The 14,904-nt window shown below is 50.0% G+C and carries 17 protein-coding genes; 11 read left to right on the forward strand and 6 right to left on the reverse strand.

The window, feature by feature from the left end; translation table 11 throughout:
• Positions 1-2 precede the first annotated feature (2 nt).
• The gene (locus MTCT_RS06265) at positions 3-536 is read left to right on the forward strand and encodes a rubredoxin (RefSeq protein ID WP_048175891.1); all 534 of its coding nucleotides are present in this window, start codon (positions 3-5) and stop codon (positions 534-536) included.
• Between the two features lie 50 nt (positions 537-586).
• Here MTCT_RS06265 and MTCT_RS06270 read toward each other — a convergent pair whose 3' ends face one another.
• Both MTCT_RS06270 and MTCT_RS06275 read right to left on the reverse strand, forming a co-directional pair.
• A complete protein-coding gene (locus MTCT_RS06270; protein ID WP_048176657.1) occupies positions 587-1,339 on the reverse strand; it encodes a hypothetical protein in 753 nt (250 codons plus the stop codon).
• A 5-nt stretch (positions 1,340-1,344) separates the two neighbouring features.
• Positions 1,345-2,697: an FAD-dependent oxidoreductase gene (locus MTCT_RS06275; protein ID WP_048175893.1), complete on the reverse strand. Its 1,353-nt coding sequence runs from the start codon at positions 2,695-2,697 to the stop codon at positions 1,345-1,347.
• Positions 2,698-2,821: 124 nt separating this feature from the next.
• Here MTCT_RS06275 and MTCT_RS06280 point away from each other — a divergent pair, with 124 nt between their 5' ends.
• The 6 genes from MTCT_RS06280 to tusB all read left to right on the forward strand — a co-directional run bounded on the left by MTCT_RS06280 (position 2,822) and on the right by tusB (position 5,645).
• Entirely contained in the window at positions 2,822-3,214 is a 393-nt protein-coding gene (locus MTCT_RS06280) for an arsenate reductase ArsC (RefSeq protein WP_048175894.1), read from the forward strand.
• Positions 3,215-3,236: 22 nt separating this feature from the next.
• Entirely contained in the window at positions 3,237-3,884 is a 648-nt protein-coding gene (locus MTCT_RS06285; RefSeq protein ID WP_048175896.1) for a DUF166 domain-containing protein, read from the forward strand.
• Positions 3,885-3,989: 105 nt separating this feature from the next.
• Positions 3,990-4,355 carry a DsrE/DsrF/TusD sulfur relay family protein gene (locus tag MTCT_RS06290; RefSeq protein WP_048175898.1) on the forward strand — a complete coding sequence of 122 codons (366 nt, stop codon included), beginning with the start codon at positions 3,990-3,992 and terminating at the stop codon, positions 4,353-4,355.
• A 1-nt stretch (position 4,356) separates the two neighbouring features.
• Positions 4,357-4,713 carry a DsrH/TusB family sulfur metabolism protein gene (locus tag MTCT_RS06295; protein ID WP_010876970.1) on the forward strand — a complete coding sequence of 119 codons (357 nt, stop codon included), beginning with the start codon at positions 4,357-4,359 and terminating at the stop codon, positions 4,711-4,713.
• A gap of 9 nt (positions 4,714-4,722) precedes the next feature.
• Positions 4,723-5,322, forward strand: coding sequence for a (Fe-S)-binding protein (locus tag MTCT_RS06300; protein WP_048175900.1), 600 nt, complete (start codon positions 4,723-4,725; stop codon positions 5,320-5,322).
• Positions 5,322-5,645, forward strand: a complete 324-nt coding sequence (gene tusB, locus MTCT_RS06305; RefSeq protein WP_048175902.1) for a sulfurtransferase complex subunit TusB — start codon at positions 5,322-5,324, stop codon at positions 5,643-5,645. Before MTCT_RS06300 ends, tusB begins: the two co-directional genes overlap by 1 nt.
• A gap of 98 nt (positions 5,646-5,743) precedes the next feature.
• Here tusB and feoB read toward each other — a convergent pair whose 3' ends face one another.
• From feoB to MTCT_RS06320, 3 genes are all read right to left on the reverse strand, one after another.
• On the reverse strand, positions 5,744-7,693 hold the full coding sequence (gene feoB / locus MTCT_RS06310) for a ferrous iron transport protein B (RefSeq protein WP_048175903.1): 1,950 nt from the start codon (positions 7,691-7,693) through the stop codon (positions 5,744-5,746).
• A gap of 2 nt (positions 7,694-7,695) precedes the next feature.
• Positions 7,696-7,923, reverse strand: a complete 228-nt coding sequence (locus tag MTCT_RS06315) for a ferrous iron transport protein A (RefSeq protein WP_048175904.1) — start codon at positions 7,921-7,923, stop codon at positions 7,696-7,698.
• Positions 7,924-8,021: 98 nt separating this feature from the next.
• The gene (locus MTCT_RS06320; protein ID WP_048175905.1) at positions 8,022-12,011 is read right to left on the reverse strand and encodes a cobaltochelatase subunit CobN; all 3,990 of its coding nucleotides are present in this window, start codon (positions 12,009-12,011) and stop codon (positions 8,022-8,024) included.
• A gap of 133 nt (positions 12,012-12,144) precedes the next feature.
• On the opposite strand from MTCT_RS06320, the gene MTCT_RS06325 reads away from it, so the two are divergent.
• From MTCT_RS06325 to MTCT_RS09360, 4 genes are all read left to right on the forward strand, one after another.
• Complete coding sequence (locus MTCT_RS06325) at positions 12,145-12,855, forward strand: DUF169 domain-containing protein (protein WP_048175907.1); 711 nt, start codon at positions 12,145-12,147, stop codon at positions 12,853-12,855.
• A 39-nt stretch (positions 12,856-12,894) separates the two neighbouring features.
• A complete protein-coding gene (locus tag MTCT_RS06330) occupies positions 12,895-13,167 on the forward strand; it encodes a ferredoxin family protein (protein WP_197538708.1) in 273 nt (90 codons plus the stop codon).
• Between the two features lie 8 nt (positions 13,168-13,175).
• Positions 13,176-13,460: an Hsp20/alpha crystallin family protein gene (locus MTCT_RS06335; RefSeq protein ID WP_048175908.1), complete on the forward strand. Its 285-nt coding sequence runs from the start codon at positions 13,176-13,178 to the stop codon at positions 13,458-13,460.
• Positions 13,461-13,551: 91 nt separating this feature from the next.
• A complete protein-coding gene (locus MTCT_RS09360) occupies positions 13,552-13,713 on the forward strand; it encodes a hypothetical protein (protein WP_158296334.1) in 162 nt (53 codons plus the stop codon).
• 18 nt (positions 13,714-13,731) lie between these two features.
• Here MTCT_RS09360 and MTCT_RS06345 read toward each other — a convergent pair whose 3' ends face one another.
• The gene (locus tag MTCT_RS06345) at positions 13,732-14,889 is read right to left on the reverse strand and encodes a site-2 protease family protein (protein WP_048175911.1); all 1,158 of its coding nucleotides are present in this window, start codon (positions 14,887-14,889) and stop codon (positions 13,732-13,734) included.
• Positions 14,890-14,904: the final 15 nt, after the last annotated feature.

Here is a 14,904-nt window from a genome sequence, read left to right on the forward strand (position 1 = left end):
CCATGAAGATCTGCAGAATATGCGGCTATCAGATCCCAGAAGGTGAATTCAACCTGCTGGAGGATGGCTGGGTGTGTCCCCGGTGTGGTGTTGGGAAGGAGGAATTCGAGGATTCCACCGAGCCCCTGGGGGGTCGGGACCCCCTCATGCTTATTTTCAGGGCCATGACTGTGGGGCTCTGGAGGGTGCTTGGTAATGGATCCCAGGGAGTTACAAGGGAGATGGGGTCTGTGATCGCAGACAACATCAGGCACGGGGAGGATCCCTTGAAATCAGCCGCAGACTACTTCATCGAACATGGATTTGCAGCGTCCATCAGCGCAGACACTGAAAACTTTGCCCTCAATGTTAAAAACTGCAGTTTCTATGGATTCTGTCGTTCGCTGGAGGAGGATGGGGTGCTGTTATCAACCTGCCCCTATGCAAACACGGCCGCTGCAGTCCTTGAAAGGACCACAGGATACAGGTACCGTATAAAACGAAATAAGGGGGACCATGGACACATCATTGAATTTTCACGGATATCCAAAAAATAGGTAGGATTCCGAGATTAACTTCACAACGGTGCCACCGAAGCCCCTCTGATTCAGAAATCAGCATAGGGTCTCTCCATACCCGCGCGCTTCAGTATATCCTCCGCATGTTTGAGGGACCCCTCGCTGCCATCAACCAGGAGGTGGACGGCTCCCTCAGCCCCGTGGACGCCTCCAGCTGCAACAGGCTCTGCATCCACACCCGCCAGAAGCCTGAGGGCGTCCACCTCTGTGAAGACCTCGCCGGGTACAGGTAACATTCCGGGACCCTCAGTGCCGGCTGAATTCATTCGGAGCGCTGTACTGTAAGGGTCGCCTGGTATCATCTTTTCAAGTCCAACCGGGACTATGAGTTCTGTTTTCCTGCCAGCAGCTGCCTGAAGTGCTGGAAACACTGTGCCGCCCATGGGGTGACCTATGTAGACCGCTGCCCTCCCTGAGCTGTATTCAAGGGCATTGGCTCCCTTGAGTATCAGGTCCCCCCTTCCAAGTTCATCTGCCACATCAAAGATTGTAAATCCACGATCCCATCTGCCCCTGCGGATTACCACATCACCCGGGAACTCATGGCCGGTACCATCTGCCCTGAAATAGGGGGGCCTTATGATTCCCCTGTGAAATCCGCGACGGTCAAAACCGTCCTCTCCCAGATGTCCAAGGATCTCCTCTGCTATGTAACCATTGGTTGTCCCGGCGATTATGACCAGGGTGCCCCCCTCAAGCACCCTCCTGATGGATGGATGTTCAAGCATTCCCCATGCAATTAGACGTTTACCCGCCGCTGGGGTCACCAGGAACTGTTTCATCTCAATCAATCCTGTGGTCTGCCATTCACCCTTTTCAGTTTTTCACAGGCATCCTCTGCTGCAAGGATTATGGGGTCTATGACCATTGAGACCGGGGGCGCGTAGGAGAACTCAGTCTCTGAGAGCTCAGAACACGTGAGTCCCTGGGATATGGCCAGGGACATGGTATCAACCCTCTCAGCGACCCTCTCCTTTGCAACCATCTGGCATCCGATTATCCTTCCCCTGAGGTCACATATCATCTTAACATCTATCCTCTCGGCACCCGGGTAATACCTGGCCTTTGTGAGGGCCCTCTTCTTACCTGATACCACCTTTATACCGTTCTGGAGGGCCATGACCTCTGTGAGGCCCACTGCACCAAATTCAAGTTCCCCTATCTTTGATACCATTGCATTGAGGACAGGTCTGAACCTTGCATCCATCCCCACTATGTTCTTTGCAGCCACCCTGGCCTGTCTGACGGCAGTTGAACCCAGGGGTGACTGGGTCCTGAAGCCCGTGACTGCATCGTATACCTCAACACAGTCACCGACCGCGTATATGTCAGGCACGCTTGTCTGCATCCTGTCATTTACCTTGACTGCCCACTGTCCAATTTCACATCCTGCCATCCTGGCAAGCTTTGTCTCAGGCCTCACGCCCGTCGCCAGGACCACGAGATCCGCCTCAAGGCACTCATCTCCAACCACAACGCCCTCAACCCTCTCATCACCCACTATCCTGTCAAGGGCCTTGCCGAGGATGACCCTGATGCCCTTCTCCTCAAGGTAGCCCTGGACTATGGCTGCCATGTCCGGGTCCAGGGATCTCGGGACTATCTGGGGGAGCATCTCCATAACAGTAACTTCAAGGCCCATCCTCAGGAGGCCGTAGGCTATCTCAAGGCCTATAAGTCCAGCGCCCACCACCACTGCCCTCTTACTTTTTGATGCCCATTTGGTTATCCTTTCACCGTCTGTGAGGGTCCTTATGGTGAAGACTCCTTCAAGGTCCGTGCCCTCCACCGGTGGTATGAAGGGTGAGCCGCCGGTTGCAAGGACAAGGACGTCGTAGGGTATCTCCCTGAGGCCGCCCTTTCCCCTGTAGGTTACAGTCTTTTTTTGAGGATCTATGGCCTCGACCTCTGTTTCCGTGAGGATATCTATGTTCCTCTCCCTGTAGTCCTCTGGCCTGTGCATAACTATATCATCAAAGCATTCAACCTCACCGCACATAACGTAGGGTATTGCGCAGGGGGAATATGCCACATGTTTATCACGGGTTATGACCTTTATATCTGCGTCCTTATCATGTTTCCTTATATTGGAGGCCGTTGAAAGTCCTCCGGCCCCGCCGCCAACTATAACAACTCTCATCTATCCCCTTCTCCTAGGAGTTATCGGTTATAGGTCTCTTCTTCATTTTATAAATAATTCAGATATATTTATAAATTTGGATACATCAATAGATCTGTGTGGTAGTTATAAGGGAGCATCAAACATGAAGAGTAAGGTTCTATTCATATGCAGGAACAACTCCGGGAGGTCCCAGATGGCTGAGGGGATACTCAGGGCCATGTACGGTGCCCACTATGAGGTCCACAGTGCTGGCAGTGACCCGAAGGATATCAGCCCCCTCACCATACAGGTCATGGAGGAGATTGGTGTGGACATGACTGGCCACAGACCAAAGAGTCTCAGGGAATTTGAGGGCGAAAAATTTGACATCGTTGCAAGCCTCTGCGATGAGGCATGCCCTGTATTCCTGGGTGGTGAGAGGTACCTTCATGCTGAATTCCCTGACCCGAGGGGTGCAGATATTGACACCATCAGAAGGATCCGTGATGAAATCTCTGAGTGGATAAAGAAGGAGTTCAACCCTGAAAAACTGTGATTTACTAAAGGAGAGTGATGTAATGATTAAGGTTGCCATCGTAACAGACGGGCCCTACGGTGAAAGGGCCTATGAGAACATAGCCCGTGAATTCGAGACCATGTTCATTGAACTTGAGGCTCCCTCTGGAATATTTGCAGATGAGGTTGATATACCCGCCGATAAACTCAAGGCCATAAGGTCAGCGGACATTGTGATAACCTACATACTCCACCCGGACCTCACCCTGGAACTCGTTGATGAGATTCATGGGGATGTTGACTGGATCATCATAGGGGCCTGGAGGGGTGATGGCTTCAGGAACCAGCTCCTGAGTTACGGCAATGTGACGGCCCCTGAGAACATGTGCGACCTGGAGGAGAACGGTAACCCCTCATTTGATGAATTCGTGTCAAGGTTTGGAAGGCCCCTGGTGGAGGTGGACCTTGAAGGTGACACGGTTAAGGAGATAAGGGTTCTGAGATCCTCGCCCTGTGGAGCCACGCTCTTCGTCGCAGAGGAGCTTACCGGTGAGGATGCACAGGATCTCCCATTAAAGGCCGGGCTTAAGATACAGCACTACCCCTGCCGTGCCCCGAAAATGAGACTATTTTCAGATGACGAGTGCAAGAAGGAGATGGCAGCCAGGATGCACAGTGAGGCCTTCGAGAGGGCCCTTGGAGTGAAATAGACCTCCCTTGATCAGCTGAACAGTCTAAGGGGAAATAAAGCCAACCGATAAACTATCATTATTATTCATAATAAATTATTTATTTCAGGACATCAAGATAGAACCATGGAAAAAAAGATCCTCACAATAGTCGTCACAGAGGGACCATACCGTTACCAGTATGCAGATATAGCATTTGAAATGGCTGAAAGTGCCATCAAAAATGGTTACGACGTCAGAATATTCCTCTACATGGACGGGACGCATATACCAAAAAGGAACCAGGCACCCCAGTCCTTCCCCAACAGTGCAGAAAGGCTCAGGTCACTGGTGAAGAAGGGTGTGAAGGTAACATCCTGCATAAGATGTTCCACGGCGAGGGGATACACCTGCTCAGAAAGGCCCTACATAATGGGTGTTGAAATAAAGAGCGTTTACGATCTTGGAGAATGGATAAAGGATAGTCACAGAGTGATAACCCTGGGATGTTAACATGAAATCCGCGCTCATAATAATAGACAGGGCCCCCTACGGATATGAAAACGCCTTCAGTGGCCTCTATGTTGTCATAGCATGTCTGAACAGTTCACTGGATACTGATGTCCTCCTAATAGAGGATGGTGTCTATGCCGCGGTGGCTGATCAGGTCTCAGAGGCCATCGACTACCCCAATGTTGAGGAACTCACCTACCTCATCTTCCCGGAGGGCAGTGTCTTTGTGCATGAAAGATCCCTGAAGGAAAGGGGTCTTGAGGAGGATGACCTTGTGGAGGCAGCCGAAGTCATAGACGATACTGAACTGTATGAAATATTCCGGCTGAAGAGGGATACTGCAATTATGAAGATATGAGGTGTCATTATGGAGATGGAGGAAGTTAAAAGGGAGGTCCGGCCCCAGGGCTCCCTTGTAAAGGAGGCCACCCTCAAGCAGGTGAAACCATGCCTTGCAGCTGAGGGTAAAATAAGGGTTCTCATGGAGCTTGACTCAGAAATAGGGGACGTAATACCTTTGATTGCAAACATGTACCCCCCCGGTGTTGTGAACTATGTCAGGAAAAAGAACATACTCACACTAACAATCTATGACCGTATAATAAGCCTCTACCCCTCAGGCAAAATCAGCATGAACAAGACCCATGATGTTGAGGAAGCATTTGAAATCGCCGGCGAACTGATGGACAGGATAAACAGGGCCCATGATTCAGGGGGCGAAGGGTCTGATTCGCGGGATATGAGTCGCATCGGCCCCATGGATGTACACAGATGCCTGCCGGGTAGCAACTGCGGTGACTGCGGTGAATCCACGTGCATGGCATTTGCAATGAAGCTGCTCAACGGTGAACAGAAGCTTGACAGCTGCCTGCCACTGAAGGAGCCATGGATGCAGGAAAAGGTCCAGTGCCTTGAGAAACTGCTCGGTGAAGAAATGATGGAGACCCTTGGCTGGAGCGGTTACTGATGGGATCTGTGGGTTTTCTCGTGACAAAGAGCCCTTCAGAGCTCAGCTTCAAAACATTTCTGGACCTCCTGGATATCTGGTGCGAAGAGTACCTGAAGGTGTATCTGATATCAAATGGAATATATGCTGCAATGGAAGGAAACAGGTACTCCCACACCATCAGGGAGATTTCAAGGACCGGGAATGTTTTTGCAAGGAAGGAAGATCTAATGGCAAGGGGTATAACCCGGGAAATGCTCATAGATGGTGTGGAAGTACTTGAAGGCCTTGACAGGGTGGTTGTTGATATAATGGAAAACCTGGATATGGTCTTCACATTTTAATCAATCTACTTCTAATTTTTCGGCTTCCTTCCACCCCTTATACTTCCACGGGATACCATACTCTCACCTCCATATCGTTAATTGATGAATGCCTGGACTCAATAGCCAAGTAGCGTGCCGGCAGTGTATATTATGAAGGAGGCCATCCAGGCCACGAACACTGAGTATAACAGTGAGAAGAGGGCCCACCTCTTGCCTGCCTCCTCCTTTATAACTGCCAGTGTCGCCAGGCAGGGTGTATAGAGCAGCACGAATACCATGAATGACAGAGCCTCCAGTGGCGTGAAGGCGCCCTGTATGCTTGCTGCGATATTAGCTGCCCCGTGGACCGTTCCGAAGGTGCTTATGACAAGCTCCTTTGCCGCGAAGCCAGATAGAATTGCGACCGCCGACTGCCAGTCACCGAATCCCAGGGGATGGAATATGGGTGCCATGATGGAGCCCAGGGTCCCGAGTATGGACGAGGAAACATTTCCACCCGGGAACCCTGAAAGGAACCATATGATCACCGAACCTGCAAATATTATGGTCCCGGCCTTCTTTATGAACTGGATGCCTCTGTGGTATGTGTGAATCAGGAGAGTCCTGGGCCTCGGAAGCCTGTATGGTGGAAGCTCCATCAGGAAGAGGGAACCTTCACCCATGACCACTTCACCCAGCAGACGGGCGGTTATGATCGCCACTGCAATTCCCAGGATGTAGAGGAAAAATATGACCCATCCCTGATAGATGAGAGGGAAGAGGGCTGATGTGAAGAGCACGTAGACAGGGAGCCTGGCACTGCATGACATGAAGGGTATCATGAGGCTTGTGAGAATCCTCTCCCTCTCAGATCCTATGGTCCTTGTTGCCATTACCCCCGGGACACAGCACCCGAAACCGAGCATCATGGGGATGAATGACCTGCCGCTTAGACCCGCCACTGAATTCATTACACGATCCATGACAAAGGCTGCCCTTGCCAGGTACCCTGAATCCTCAAGGAAGGTGAGAAGGAGGAAGAGTATGAAGATGTTCGGTGTGAACACGAGGACCGATCCAACACCTCCTATCACACCATCTGCCAGGAGGGACCCTGCAGCTGAGTCCCCAAGGGCGCCCTGAACTGCTCCTGCAAGGTGGGAAACACCAGCATCAATCAGCTCTGTAAGTGGAGCCCCTGCAGTGAAGGTGAGCTGGAATATCAGCCACATCACCCCCAGGAGAATCGGGAGTCCCAGGTACCTGTTAAGTACAGCACGGTCTATAAGTTCAGAGACCGTTACCCTGTCAAGGGAGGGTCTGGTGAGGGACCTCTCCAGGAGCCCCTCTATGAGGCCATACCTTGCATCTGACACCAGGATGTCCGCATCAGCAGATTGCTCCTCCTCAAGGATCCTTCTGATCCTCTCAAATTCCTTGAGAAGGTCCTCACCAACCATTGAGGCAACCCTTTTATCCCCTTCAAGAAGTTTTATTATGATCCATTCAGCTGGAAAATCCACCTCAACGTCTTCAAGAAGTTCCCTGAATTCCTTAATAGCATCTGACCTCAAAAACTCATATCTGATCTGTGGAGGGTTACTATTCACCTGTCTTATGGCTGCTTCAAGCAATTCATCCTGATTTCCTTCAATGGCCTCCACCTTTATGACCGGCACCCCCAGCAGTTCCTCGAGTCTCTTCTCATCAAGCCTGTATCCCTTCCTCTCTGATTCACGGTTGAGGTTCACTGCGATGATGGTGTTGAGGCCGAACTCGAGGATCTGAAGTGTGAGGTAGAGGTTCCTCTCAAGATTGGATGCATCAACAACACTGATTATGAGGTCCGGTCTCTCATCAAGGAGATAATCAATGACCACCTCCTCCTCGGGAGATCCCGCTGTTAGACTGTAGGTTCCTGGGAGATCTGTAATTTCAATATCATTTCCTCTGAAGTTCAGGTATCCTGTTTTCTTTTCAACAGTCTTCCCTGGCCAGTTTCCAACGTGCTGATTGAGTCCCGTAAGGTTATTGAAGAGGGTGCTCTTTCCAACATTCGGGTTTCCTGCAAGTGCTATTCTGAGCATTTTTAATCCCTTACCCCTATCCTCGATGCTTCTCCCTTACGGATGGAAAAGGGATGGCCCTTCACTCTCACCTTCAGGGGGTCTCCCAGGGGTGCAGAGTTCTCAACAGTGACCCTGGATCCCCTTAATATCCCCATAACAGTTAATCTTTGCCTTATATTTCCTGGAAGGTTAACGGATGTCACAGTCACAGTCGTGCCTTCCTTTATTCTGTCGAGTGTTGTTTCCATGATACCACCTTAGGAAATCCTAAAATTTAGTTACACCTAAATCATATATAAATTTTTAGGTTTACCTAAACCATGTTGAAGTTAAAAAAAGAATAGCCTCAGTATCTTCCCTGGAAGAAGTAACCCGCTCCAAGGAGACACACAAGGCTTATAACACCAATTATAGCATATATGGGAGTCTGAGTGCTTGAAGAGGTGCTGCTGGTTGATGCTGCAACCTCATAGGCCTTTCCAGAACCTTCAGAAGCTCCAGAGTTTTCTGAAACCTCTGATGACTCTAAAGCCCCATCTGACGATGAACCTGATGCTCCGCCTGCATTCCCGGCGGAACCTGAAGAAGGTTCACCTGTCTCACCGATTCCATCCCCATTCACTGAGCCCGGCTGTGAATCCCCAGAGCCAGGCACATCAATGGACTTCCCTGTGGCTGCAGCCATTGCAGCCGCAAATTTTTTGAGGGCCGCCTGGTTGAGGGATGATAGCTTCACCACCCAGCTGTTGAAGACCATGTTGGCACATGTGTGGTGACAGCAGACGACACCATACTCATTAACCGTCGCGATGTACTCATCGGCAAGCCTCTGCAGTGTAGCTGAATCTGTGCTCCAGAGGCCCCTGCGGCTGGCCTCAAGGAGCCAGGCTACCGTTGAGGCGTAGGAGTAGGGCTGAAGACTCTTAAATCTGCTGCTTACCTGAGGATCAAAGACATAGGTCTCTGCAACCTTCTGCCACATCCAGTCCTGGACCAGATCAGGGGTGACTGCACTCCAGCCGAAGAGATGTCCTATCTCCTTGGATATCTGATGAGCACCTGAGAATCCCTGATTCAGCATTCCCTCAATCCATTTCGGGTTGTAGGTCCTTGTTCTGAGTTCTGCTGCAATGAAATCTGCCAGTGTCTCCAGTCGTGGTGTGAACCTTGTATTGGCGATGTATGAGGCAACATTCCTTCCTGAAATGGTCCTTGCAGCCATCGTGAGACCCCCAAGGTACTGGTAAACGTCGTCGTTGTCAAGAACACCGTAAACACTGTCCCTGACCTGTACTGTTGCATCCACATTTGATAGCTGCTTCATGAAGACCTCCTTTGCATCAATGGCGTATATGTCCTTCCCATAGATGAATCCCATATGATTCAGGTAGGTTTCAAGGAGCTGTGACTGATTATCCCACTTTGCAGTTGATTCAACCACTTCAGGTAGCCCGGTACCGTAACTTCCAGGGGCACTGCCAAATATCCTTGCACCGGCAAGTGTCTCCGCTGCCTGTAAACCCCTGGCAGTATAATTCGCCAGGTCTGCAAGGTAATGTTTCCTGAGGTAGTTGCCTTCCACCGGTTCATCCAGTTTCATGACAAGCCTTATCGCCTCATCCATCCTGTCGATACTGTAGGCAAATGTGTCTCTGAACAGTCCACTGATAGTGACCAGAACATCGATTCTGGGCCTTCCAAGCACTTCCAGGGGTGTTACACTTATTCCTGTGAATCTTCCTGATTTATCCCATACCGGTTCAGCTCCGATGAGTCTCAGGACCATTGCTATTGTCTGACCACTGGTCCTCATGGTCTCAATTGCCCAGAGAACCACCCCAACAGATTCAGGGTATCTGCCATTCCTTGAAAGGTAATCTGCAATGAGGTCATCTGCCATCTTCTTACCTATCTCCCATGCAGCCCTATCAGGTGCAAGTCTGGGGTCAAAGGAGTAGGAATTCCTTCCCGTGGGCAGGAGGTCCGGTATCCTTATGGGATCAGCCCCCCGACCCGGTTCAACAAAACGTCCCTCAAGGGCCCTCAGAAGGTTTGTGATCTCCTGGTCAGTGGCAAGTTTCTCTCTTACGGCATTCCGGAACTCTGTGTTATTCCTCGATGCTGGGTCAAAGCTCACAATTGCCTCCACCATTGCATCAAGGAGCTCCCCGCTAAGGGGTTCCCCGAAGACATGTAAGCCGTAGGGTATCAGTGTTGCTGATAGCTCATCAAGCCTGTGCTCAATTCGATCAAGGGCCTCTTCAAAGGAAGCATTGAGGTCAATGTTAAGTTCCCTGTGAAGGTCCAGTTTAACCGTGAGATTTCTGATTTCCTCAGCGATTATCAGCTTTCTCTGGGAATCCTCAGAAGTATGGTAAAGGTTAATTTTGTGTTCAAGTTCCGATAGATCCCCGTAAAGTTCACTTACCACCATAGGGGGGATGTTATGGTTTATGAGAACCGCGTACCCACGCCTCTTTGCCTGAGTCCCCTCACCAGGGTTGTTTACGATGTAGGGGTAGATATGTGGCAGGTCACCTATCATCACGTCGGGCCAGTCAAGGGATGATAGACCAACTGATTTCCCTGGTAACCATTCGAGGGTTCCATGTGTACCAAGATGTATAACTGCGTTGAAGTTTTTCTGAAGCCAGAGATAGAATGCAAGGTACTGGTGGTGCGGTGGGAGTGTTGTTGAATGTATGAGGTCAGCTGCATCCTCGCCGAATCCGCGCATTGGCTGGGGGCCGAGGAATACGTTGCCAAGCATAACACCCGGGATCACTATGCTGCCATTGTAGACCATGACGTTTCCAGGGGCAGGTCCCCATGTCGCTGTTATGTTATTTCTCAGGGTTTCTGGCAGTAGACTGAACCAGTTAAGGTATTCAGATACTGGAACTGTTACTGCACCGGCCCTGACAACCTTCTCAAGTTCACCCGGAGCCCATGAACCCACATTCAGGCCCGGCCCGAGGAGTATGTTTATCACCTCTGCAGTGGATTTTTCCTCAACATTGTAGCCAGCACTCCTTAGTGCCCTCAGTATGTTGCTGATGCTCTCTGGTACGTTGAGGTAACTCGCACTGATACCATCCTTACCCCCACCAATGTTGTAGTATATAAGGGCTATCTTCTTTTCCGCATTTGGAAGTTCCCTTAACTTTATCCAGTTGATCAATCTCTCTGTGAGCCTCTCTATCCTGTCAGGAATCGGAACATAGTATGTATAACGCAGCCCTGTCTGAGGGTCTGTCTCCTCAACTCCGCCGCCGATCATGACTGGCTCTATCCTTCCGTCGATCTCTGGAAGTGCTATCTGCCAGTACACCTCAGATGAAAGTCCTGATATGCTCTCGTTCCATGCCCTGAGATTTGATGCATAGACCGCGGCAATTGCTGGTAAATCAAGTTCCGTGAGGATTGCTGTGGAGTTCAGGGGATCACCGCTGTATAAATTGAATCCCATGCATGTTATGAGACCGCTGATCCTGGGAGTCCTGTTACCATCCAGGAAGAAGTTCTCAATAAGGTTCCTCTTTGTAGCTGTGTCAGCTGCAAAGCCAAGGATCACATTGTAACCCTTTCTCTCCAGGCTCTCAAGTATGGCTGTGTGCATTCTCATGTCGCTTCCACGGTAGTATGTATCGAATGTGATTATGCCCACCCATGGTTTTCCTGCCCTGTAGTGGCCGCTCTGAACATACCAGGAGTAGTAACGGTCCCATGCTGTGAACTGTTCGCCGGCGTCTGGGTGATATACAAATGATTTCACTGCGGGAATGGCTGTTACATTCTCCTCATTTTTTAGCTGCATTCCAGCGTCCCTCAGAAGGAGGAGCATCATTCTCCGGAAGTTCTCGGGGCCTCCCTGATCCCAGATGTACTTCACTGTTGCATTGTCCGCACCCACACGGGGATTATCCTTGAATGTGTTACCGGTTCCTATGGCAATTATTTTCCTTGCCCCCGTAACATTAAGGATTGGATTGACCTTCGTCAGGGTGTTTGGAGAACTTATCATCTGAATGAGAATCACGTCAGCCTTTCTACCCGCCTCCAGTGCCGCCATGTCTATCTGAGGATCGTTCCTTAGAAGTTCATCGTTTGTGAACATTGAAAGATTGAATCTGTAGCCGTCCCTTCCTGCAAGTTTATAGCCTTCCACTATTGCCTTTGTACTCGAAGTTGACCCTGTGATTATGAGAATACTGTAATGGGAAGAATTCTGCTGAATCGCATCCTCTGTGACGTTGCTGCTGTTATCAGCCGCTGAAACACCTCCCGCAAGCATGATTGTCATGAGTAAAATCACTGGAATAACTGATATTCTCAAAATTTCACCTCCATTATACTTTATCTCAAATCATCTTTGCTTTAATAAAATATAAAATTTTCTTTAATGAAAATAATATTTACTTTAATATAAATCCATAAACTTAAATATACTGATTTATCAATATATCTCCATGATCAGTGAAGCTACAGCAAAAATGATGTCCATCCTGGATCTCAGTTACTCCCCGGTGGGTGTGAAATTCACAGATGAAGTACCTGAGAATGCGGTTATACTCAGGAAGCACAGATACTGCCAGGCCCTCATGAAGGCACGGCAGGGTGAAGTGGTTGTGCTTCCCGGCCAGGAGATAACATGCCCCGCAGCTGCACGGGCTCTGGGTTTCAGTGAACTCCCTGAAAAACTGAAAACCGGGATGGGCCTTGTGGGCTTCGGGATCGTGGAGAAGGAGGAGACCGGGGTAAGAATGTTTCAGGATATGCCCGAAGTTGAATGGGAAGGGCAGAGCATACTCCTTTACCCCCTTGACAGGTACGATGAAGAACCAGACGTTGTGGTTGTGGAGGATCGCCCAGAGAAGCTCATGTGGATAGCCCTGGCATACCTCAATCTGAGGGGAGGGGAGAGAATACAGAGCTCAACAGCGGTGCTTCAGGCGGTCTGTGTGGATGCCACAATCATACCCTATCTGACATCAGAGCTCAACATCAGTCTGGGATGCTATGGATGCAGGGATGCAAGCGACATAGAACCAGAGGATGCACTGGTTGGCTTTCCAGGATCTATCCTCCTAGAAATCGTTGAAAAACTTGAATATCTGAATGAAAGGGCCATACCCCGTTCAAGGGCAAAAAATGCCCTTAAAAATTTGAGAGGTGATTGAAATGGCATGGTTTGCTGGATACCCACGTGAAAAGATAGAATGGTACCCACCATTGATCCGGAAAAATGCGTTAAATGCGGTATGTGCATGAACTGTGGACAGAAGGTCTACAGGTGGACAAAGGAGGGTCCGGTGGTCGCACAGCCCTACAAATGCGTTGTGGGATGCACAACATGCGCAACACTCTGTCAGGGAAACGCCATAACGTTCCCGGACAAGGATAAACTGAGGGAACTCTACAAGAAAGAAGGTATATGGGCAAAGGTTAAAAGGGAACTCATCAAGGAGGGTAAACTGGAACCCGAGGAATGAGGGATCAAATGAAACTCACATACATACCCTCAGCATACATCACCCACACCGGTAAGATTTATGAGATCACTGTTGAAGTTCCGGGTGTGAAGAAGAGCGATATCCACCTTGAGATGACGGAGCATGGTTTCTGTCTCAATGCTGAAGGTGAAAAGTTTAAGTACAGCGGGTGCTGGTCACTTGCGCACCGTGTGAAGCCAGAAACTGCGTCTGCAGGTTTCTCAGATGGTCTGCTAAGGATAACTGTTGAACTTGCAGAGGGCGTTAAGGGTCTTGAGGTCCCGGTGGACTGACCTCAATACTCTTCTCTTTTTCAGGAGCATCCATAAAAATTCAGCATCATCATGAACAGAGATATCAGTGGGAACCAGCATATTACTGATTATGACAAAAAAGATGGTCGGGATTCGCTGCCAGTGCAGTGACCCCGCGGTGAAGAGAAGGGGTTCCGGTATGAGGACCGTGATGTGCCCCATCTGTGGCAGGATATACAGGACAGACAGGGAGGACCAGGTCTGCTTCAACTGCAGGAAGGGCAGGTCCTGATGGGGATGGCCAATAGAATCAGAACATCATGAGAAGTCCCCGCCCGGTTCCCCAGATTATACTCACCGCTATGATGAGTATAACAAATATGGATACGTAGCTAACAGCAGGCTTCACAATCCTCTCAGGTAACCTGTACCTCAGGAGCTCCTCGAACATCAGGCCGCCGTCCAGGGGCTTCGCAGGAAGGAGGTTCACCGTACCAACCGCAAAGTTGAGGAAGAATATCCAGAAGAAGAGTTCCTCAAGATAGGTCAGGGCGAAGGGGAAGGTATCCCCCAATACTGATGCAACGGAGTCCCTCACCCGGAGGTGGTTGCTGGTCCGGATGCCCATGTAGGCCCTGCTTGAGTTGTTAGGATTCCTCCCGGTCTTCAGGTGGAAGGTCCCCTGATCCGTGGTTATATTGATAACCTCCCCCACACCTATCGTTTTGAGTGCAGCGCTGTAGGTTGTCAGGTTACTTGTTGGCATCCCGTTGATGCTCTCAATTACAAGTCCAGGGGTGAGGACCTTGCTCGCCGGGCTTCCTGGCACAACGCTGTCTATCTGAACACCATCTGGCTGGAATGCTGCGGGCATGGCAAAGCTCGAAATCCCGAAGAAGAGGGCGAAGCATATACCTGCAAGTATAAGGTTTGCCACGGATCCGGCAGCATATATCCTCATCTTTGAGATGGGTCTGATTTTTTTGATGTCCTCCTCGTCAGGTTCAACGAATGCACCCGGAAGTATTGCGAGGAGAAGGAGGCCAATTGATTTTATGCGGACACCCTCCAGCCTTGCAAGGATACCATGGGCAAACTCATGGACCACGATGACCGTCGCAAGTCCAATTATACCATACCCCAGGGGCACGTAGACCGGTGAACCGGGTATGTCAACACCCGGCACTATGAGTGACGCCTGGGGAGTTACAAATATGTTCTGGAGGGACATCACAAGCATGTAGAGCATGTAGAACATGAAGAAGAATGCCACGGGTATGCCTGCATTCATGATCCATCGCCATAGCCTGGGATGGCCTGATGCAAGACCATCTATGAATCCCCTGAGCCTCTTAGTCCTTCTCATTAGCAGGGGCCCATGTATCTCAATCTTCAGGCTGTCCCTGAACAGGATGGCCATTGTCCATATGAGAATAAATGCGATTAGATAAAACCATAAAGCGTTCATATCAGATAACACCCT

The sequence above is a fragment of the Methanothermobacter sp. CaT2 genome (genome assembly GCF_000828575.1).
In the GTDB taxonomy this organism is placed as follows: Archaea; Methanobacteriota; Methanobacteria; order Methanobacteriales; family Methanothermobacteraceae; genus Methanothermobacter.